Genomic DNA, 257 nt, shown 5'->3' with positions numbered 1-257 from the left:
ATGGGAAGCAGGTTAATATTCCTGCACCGTCGTATGATGCGATGGGGGGACGGATCGCGGAAGGTTGTCTGACTGTTGGAATAGTCAGTTTCTGGTTCATAGAAGGCGCTTAGGCAAATCCGGGCGCAGGATTCAAGGGATCGGGACGAGGTGCTTAGGCACTGAAGCAATCGGAAGTGGTTCCAAGAAAAGCCTCTAAGCTTCAGTCATACGAGACCGTACCGCAAACCGACACAGGTGGGCGAGATGAGTATTCT

The 257-nt window shown here is 52.1% G+C and carries 1 rRNA gene; it reads left to right on the top strand.

The features are described from left to right. Positions 1–257 (top strand): 23S ribosomal RNA (locus tag GEV02_RS32705); the annotation flags it as partial.

The sequence above is a fragment of the Rugamonas aquatica genome (assembly GCF_009380215.1).
In the GTDB taxonomy this organism is placed as follows: Bacteria; Pseudomonadota; Gammaproteobacteria; order Burkholderiales; family Burkholderiaceae_D; genus Rugamonas; species Rugamonas aquatica_B.
Note: the sequence above shows the minus strand (reverse complement) of the source record. Positions and strands in the feature narration are given on the sequence as shown.